Source organism: Devosia sp. (genome assembly GCF_040509215.1).
Lineage (GTDB): Bacteria > Pseudomonadota > Alphaproteobacteria > Rhizobiales > Devosiaceae > Devosia.
Genome location: NZ_JBEVLL010000258.1, coordinates 1 through 4652 on the forward strand (window position 1 = coordinate 1; position 4652 = coordinate 4652).

General features: G+C 62.2%; 7 protein-coding genes, 1 tRNA gene and 1 pseudogene. 6 read left to right on the forward strand and 3 right to left on the reverse strand.

Going from position 1 to position 4652, the window contains the following annotated elements; translation table 11 throughout:
- The 4 genes and pseudogenes from ABW043_RS14480 to ABW043_RS14495 form a co-directional block, all read left to right on the forward strand.
- Nucleotides 1–497: pseudogene (locus tag ABW043_RS14480) on the forward strand (leucyl aminopeptidase family protein); the annotation flags it as partial.
- A gap of 66 nt (nt 498–563) precedes the next feature.
- A complete protein-coding gene (locus tag ABW043_RS14485) occupies nt 564–914 on the forward strand; it encodes a MarR family transcriptional regulator (protein WP_353921913.1) in 351 nt (116 codons plus the stop codon).
- Nucleotides 915–925: 11 nt separating this feature from the next.
- Entirely contained in the window at nt 926–1771 is an 846-nt protein-coding gene (locus tag ABW043_RS14490; protein ID WP_353921914.1) for a C40 family peptidase, read from the forward strand.
- Nucleotides 1772–1933: 162 nt separating this feature from the next.
- Nucleotides 1934–2293 (forward strand): hypothetical protein, encoded by a 360-nt coding sequence (locus tag ABW043_RS14495; RefSeq protein ID WP_353921915.1) that lies wholly within the window; start codon nt 1934–1936, stop codon nt 2291–2293.
- Between the two features lie 72 nt (nt 2294–2365).
- Here the strand turns inward: ABW043_RS14495 and ABW043_RS14500 are convergent, their stop codons facing one another.
- Both ABW043_RS14500 and ABW043_RS14505 read right to left on the reverse strand, forming a co-directional pair.
- Complete coding sequence (locus ABW043_RS14500; RefSeq protein ID WP_353921916.1) at nt 2366–2755, reverse strand: acyl-CoA thioesterase; 390 nt, start codon at nt 2753–2755, stop codon at nt 2366–2368.
- A 213-nt stretch (nt 2756–2968) separates the two neighbouring features.
- A tRNA-Leu gene (locus ABW043_RS14505) sits at nt 2969–3055 on the reverse strand.
- Nucleotides 3056–3239: 184 nt separating this feature from the next.
- Here ABW043_RS14505 and ABW043_RS14510 point away from each other — a divergent pair.
- The gene (locus tag ABW043_RS14510) at nt 3240–3698 is read left to right on the forward strand and encodes a BA14K family protein (protein WP_112945018.1); all 459 of its coding nucleotides are present in this window, start codon (nt 3240–3242) and stop codon (nt 3696–3698) included.
- A 27-nt stretch (nt 3699–3725) separates the two neighbouring features.
- Here the strand turns inward: ABW043_RS14510 and ABW043_RS14515 are convergent, their stop codons facing one another.
- On the reverse strand, nt 3726–4022 hold the full coding sequence (locus tag ABW043_RS14515; protein ID WP_112944963.1) for an Rdx family protein: 297 nt from the start codon (nt 4020–4022) through the stop codon (nt 3726–3728).
- 139 nt (nt 4023–4161) lie between these two features.
- Here ABW043_RS14515 and ABW043_RS14520 point away from each other — a divergent pair.
- The coding region (locus ABW043_RS14520; RefSeq protein WP_353921917.1) for a type 1 glutamine amidotransferase at nt 4162–4652 on the forward strand (491 nt) is incomplete at its 3' end.

Consider the following 4652-nt stretch of genomic DNA (forward strand, 5'->3'; position numbering starts at 1 on the left):
GCAAGGGCATCACCGTCCAGATCGACAATACCGATGCCGAGGGTCGCCTGGTTCTGGCCGATGCGCTGGCCTATGCCGACGAGACCCCGCCGGATCTGCTGATCGACATGGCGACGCTGACCGGTGCCGCCCGGACCGCGCTCGGCCCCGAGCTCGCCCCGTTCTTCACTGACGACGAGACGCTGGCCGGCAAGCTGCAGCTGGCGGCGCGCGATGCCGTTGATCCCGTCTGGCGCATGCCACTCTGGATGGGCTACGACAAGGACATCCGCTCCCGCGCCGCCGACATCACCAATGCGCCCTCCGGCGGCATGGCAGGGTCGATCACCGCCGCCCTCTTCCTCAAGCGCTTCGTCACCGCCTCCGCGAGTTGGATCCATTTCGACATCTACGGCTGGAACCCTGCAGACAAGCCCCATGCGCCGGTGGGCGGTGAGGCCTTCGCCATTCGTGCCCTCTACCGCGTCATTCGCGATATGGCCGGTGCCAATGGGTAAAACAGACCGGTAACCGTTTCGCGCTAGGATCGCCGGCAGTCTTGAGTATCGGCTGGGAGTGCCGGAATGTCGGTTGAACTGTCGGCGACGGAAGCCCTGGGGCTATGGTATCGCGTATCGCTGCAACAGGTCAGGGGCGAGGCCCATGACCTGACTTTGCGGCAGATGGCGATCCTCCTGCACATCTACATGGTGCCGCCGCCTCACACCGTGCGCGGCCTGGCCGCCACCCTCGGCGTCACCAAGCCGGTCATCACCCGTGCGCTCGACACGATGGGCGAGCTTGGCCTTGTCGAGCGCGAGCGAGATGATCGCGATCGCCGCAATGTCGTGATAAAACGAACCGTCGGTGGCGCCATGTATCTCGAAAGGCTCGGCGACATGATCATCGGCGAGGGAAGAAACATCGCTTCGTGAAGGAACGGACCATGGAACTGGACAGACGCCTCAATGCCTTCCGGCCGGATCTCGCCGCAGAGGCGCTGAAGGGACAGGTCGAGGCGGCGCGCTTCGTCAAGGGCGAGCCTGCCTGCGTCGTGGCCGCCGTCGCACCGCTGCGCCCCCATGCCGATCCTGCCCGCGGCATCGATACCCAGCTTCTGCGTGGCGAGAGCCTGCGGGTCTTCGACCGGGCGAACGGTTTTGCCTGGGTGCAGGCGGATTGGGACGGCTATGTCGGTTATCTTCCGGAAGCGATGATCGGCCCGCCGGTCGAGCCCACCCACCGCATCGCCGCCCCGCGCACCTTCGTCTATCCCGAAGCGGAACTGCGCAAGCCGGTTACCGCGGCCCTGTCGATGGGAAGCCTCGTCACTGTGGTCGGCGAGGCGGAGACCCGCGGCACCCGCTATTTCATGCTCGCTGAGGGCGGCGCCGTGATCGCCGCTCATTGCCTGCCGGTCGGCCAGACGCCTGGCGACGACTACGTGGCCGTGGCCGCACGCTTCGTCGAGACGCCCTATCTCTGGGGCGGCCGCTCCGGCTTCGGCATCGACTGCTCCGGCCTCGTGCAGCTGTCACTGATGATGATCGGTCGCAAGGCGCCGCGCGACAGCGACATGCAGGCCTCCTTCGGCCAGGAGATCGGCCGGGACGACCTGCGCCGCGGCGACCTCGTCTTCTGGAAGGGTCATGTCGGCATCATGGAAGATGAAGCCACACTCCTCCACGCCAACGGCCACACCATGACCGTCTCGCGGGAAAATTTCGAGGCGGCGGTCAAGCGCATCGGCTGGCTTTACGACCAGCCAACCGGCTACCGGCGGATCGCCTGACGCCGCAAGGCCACACCGCCGTGGTCGAGAACGGGTCTTCACGAGAATGTTGGCTTGGCCTTCATGGCATCCGTCACATCTTGCCCCTATCTCTATCGTGAGAGGCAGAGCCCCAAATCACCGGGGCCTGGATCGCAGACAAAGGGTACGGAGTTCAGCCAGATGCTCAAAGGTGCATGGATATTGCCCGCAGTGATGTTCGCCGCGCTGGTTCTGGTTGCCGTGCCTTCGGTTGTCTTCGCCGCCGACGGCAATCCGTTCGGTCGGTCGATGGGCAATTATTTCGAAGGCCTTCCCGGGGTGGTACCCGAAGCGCAGCGCGTGAAGCCCGACGATTACAGCTGCACCAGCGATATCGGTTATATCTCCCGCTCGCGCAGCCGGCACGATGTGTTCCGCTGGGACGACGTTCCCGTACGCCTCTATCACTGCAAGGCCGCCAACGGCGCCACCTACACCGGCACCCGAATGCCCAGTACCGAGTGGGTTCCCGGCATCAGCCCCCACTTCCTTCCCCGATAAACGCTCGCCGAAAGCGATGCCCGAAGGGCATCGCGCAACGATAGGGAAAATGCCCTTTGCAGAGGGGAGCGCCTAGCGCGGCTCGGACACCGGGCGTGGGTTTCCTTCTGCATCCACGGCGACCATGATGAACACCGCCTCCGTCACCTTTTCCCGCGTATGCTCATAGTGCCGTCGGGTCCATGCCTCGATGTTCAGCGTTATCGAGGTCCGGCCGACTTTCTTGATGCTGGTATAGACGCACAATGTGTCGCCGATCTTCACCGGCTTCTTGAAAATGATTTCGTGCACCGCCACGGTTACGGTGCGTCCGCCTGCCAGCTCGTTGGCCCGCACGAAGGCTGCAAGATCCATCTGCGACATCACCCATCCGCCGAAGATATCGCCGGCTGGGTTGGCGTCGGCGGGCATGGCGAGTGTCCTGAGTGTCAGTTCCATGTCGGGTGGGGAATGAGCATCCATAAAGCGGGTCCTTTGCAATGACTTCAAAGGCAAAGGCCTATGAGATGTCTGCTGCAACTGACAACCGCCGTTTGCGCTGTCCTGCCCTTCGAAAAACGCACATCAAGGTCGCAAAGCGCATACGACTTCCCCATTTCCCCAGCCGTCAAGGCCGGAGTCAATCTGATGATTGATTTGGGAAAGTGAAGTCCTGGCAAGGACTTAAGAATGGAATGGTGCCCAGAAGAGGACTCGAACCTCCACACCCTTTCGGGTACCAGCACCTGAAGCTGGCGCGTCTACCAATTCCGCCATCTGGGCGACGGAGAGCCATGTACGGGGGTGGCCCGTTGGTGTCAACAGGGTTTTTGAAGTTTTTCTGACACCACGCAAAAAAGTCTAAGGCGAAGGCCGGGAAAGGTGGGTTTTTGGGCGTTGGGGGATTTCGGGCGATGCCAAGAAAGCTTGGGCGCACTATATGTCATTCAAGGAAAAGGATGGTGCGATGCGCGTTTTTCAGAAATTGCCGGTTGTTGTGATTCTATCCGTCATGCCGTTCAGCCAGGTTTCGGCCATGCCGATGGCGCCTGCTCCCGAAAATATCGGCAATCGCGATATCATCCGCGTGCAGACCATGTGCGATTTTCGCGGCTGCTTCACCTTCGGCAAGACGCAATCGTTCACGCCATCCTACATACAGCCGAACTACCGGCCGCCGACTGCGACCGGACCCACCTATTATCGCCCGCGCGAAATGGGCCCGGCGCCGCAATACTACAACCCGCAGCCGCCGACGCGCTACCGGCCATCGCAGCCACAGACGCGGACCGCGCGGCCGAACACGCCCGATCGCAACTTCCATGTCGATTGGTGCCGCAATCAATATCGCAGCTACAATCCCAGGACGGATCGCTTCGTCACCTATGAGGGGATCTACAAGACCTGCAACTCGCCTTACGATTAGGAGCGAACTGAGCCTGCCGGGTGTGGCTCAGCTTTCCTTCGAAGTCCTGTCGGTGTGGCCGAGGTCGCGGTCGGGGTCGATGATATCGCGGATGCGCTGCTTCAGCTCCTTGGGGCCGGGAAAGCCGCCGTCGCGCTTGCGCTCCCATATCAGCTCATCATCGACGCGGATCTCGAAATTGCCGCCGGTGCCGGGGATGAGCGCCACTTCACCGAGGCTGTCGGTGAACGTCTGCAGCAGTTCCTGCGCCATCCAGCCGGCGCGCAGCAGCCAGTTGCACTGGGTGCAATAAAGAATGGTCACGCGGGCTTTTTTCTCTGTCATGGGGGCTTTCCGTGAGGCTTCGGGCATGTCGTTCCAGTTGCGCCGAGCTTACGAAGTGACCGGATGCTGCGCAACGGATATTGCAATGCACGATGGCTTGGTGTTCTTCCTGTCGCTCAAAGGAAGACAGGAGATGCCGATGCGGGTTGCCGTGGTCGAAAACATGAAGAACACGTCGCTGGGTTCGCTCGGCATCGCGCTGGCCGAGGCCAATGCCGAGCTCGACATCTACCAGCCTTATCTCGACGGCCGGCTGCCGCAGAGCATCTTCGAGCATGACGCGCTTGTCGTTCTCGGCGGGGAGCAGGATGCGCTCGACGATGTGAACTATCCCTACCTGCCGGCGCTTGCGCGGCTGATGCAGCGCTTTTGCGAGGCGGGCAAGGCGGTCATGGGCATATGCCTGGGATCGCAGATCCTGGCGCGTGCCTATGGCGCGGAAAACCATCTCGGCCGGCAGCTGGAATTCGGCTGGAAACCCGTCGAGATGACGGAGGAGGGAAAGGCCGATCCGCTGCTTTCGGGTCTCGATGCCGATTTCACCACCTTCGAGTGGCACAGCGATACGTTTACGTTGCCTGAGGGCGCCTGCCTGCTGGCGACCAGCCCGCTTGTGCGCAACCAGGCCTT

Coding starts and splice junctions, on each gene's coding strand:
- ABW043_RS14485 (WP_353921913.1), top strand. CDS start 564: ATGTCGGTTGAACTGTCGGCGACGGAAGCCCTGGGGCTATGGTATCGC.
- ABW043_RS14490 (WP_353921914.1), top strand. CDS start 926: ATGGAACTGGACAGACGCCTCAATGCCTTCCGGCCGGATCTCGCCGCA.
- ABW043_RS14495 (WP_353921915.1), top strand. CDS start 1,934: ATGCTCAAAGGTGCATGGATATTGCCCGCAGTGATGTTCGCCGCGCTG.
- ABW043_RS14500 (WP_353921916.1), bottom strand. CDS start 2,755: ATGGATGCTCATTCCCCACCCGACATGGAACTGACACTCAGGACACTC.
- ABW043_RS14510 (WP_112945018.1), top strand. CDS start 3,240: ATGCGCGTTTTTCAGAAATTGCCGGTTGTTGTGATTCTATCCGTCATG.
- ABW043_RS14515 (WP_112944963.1), bottom strand. CDS start 4,022: ATGACAGAGAAAAAAGCCCGCGTGACCATTCTTTATTGCACCCAGTGC.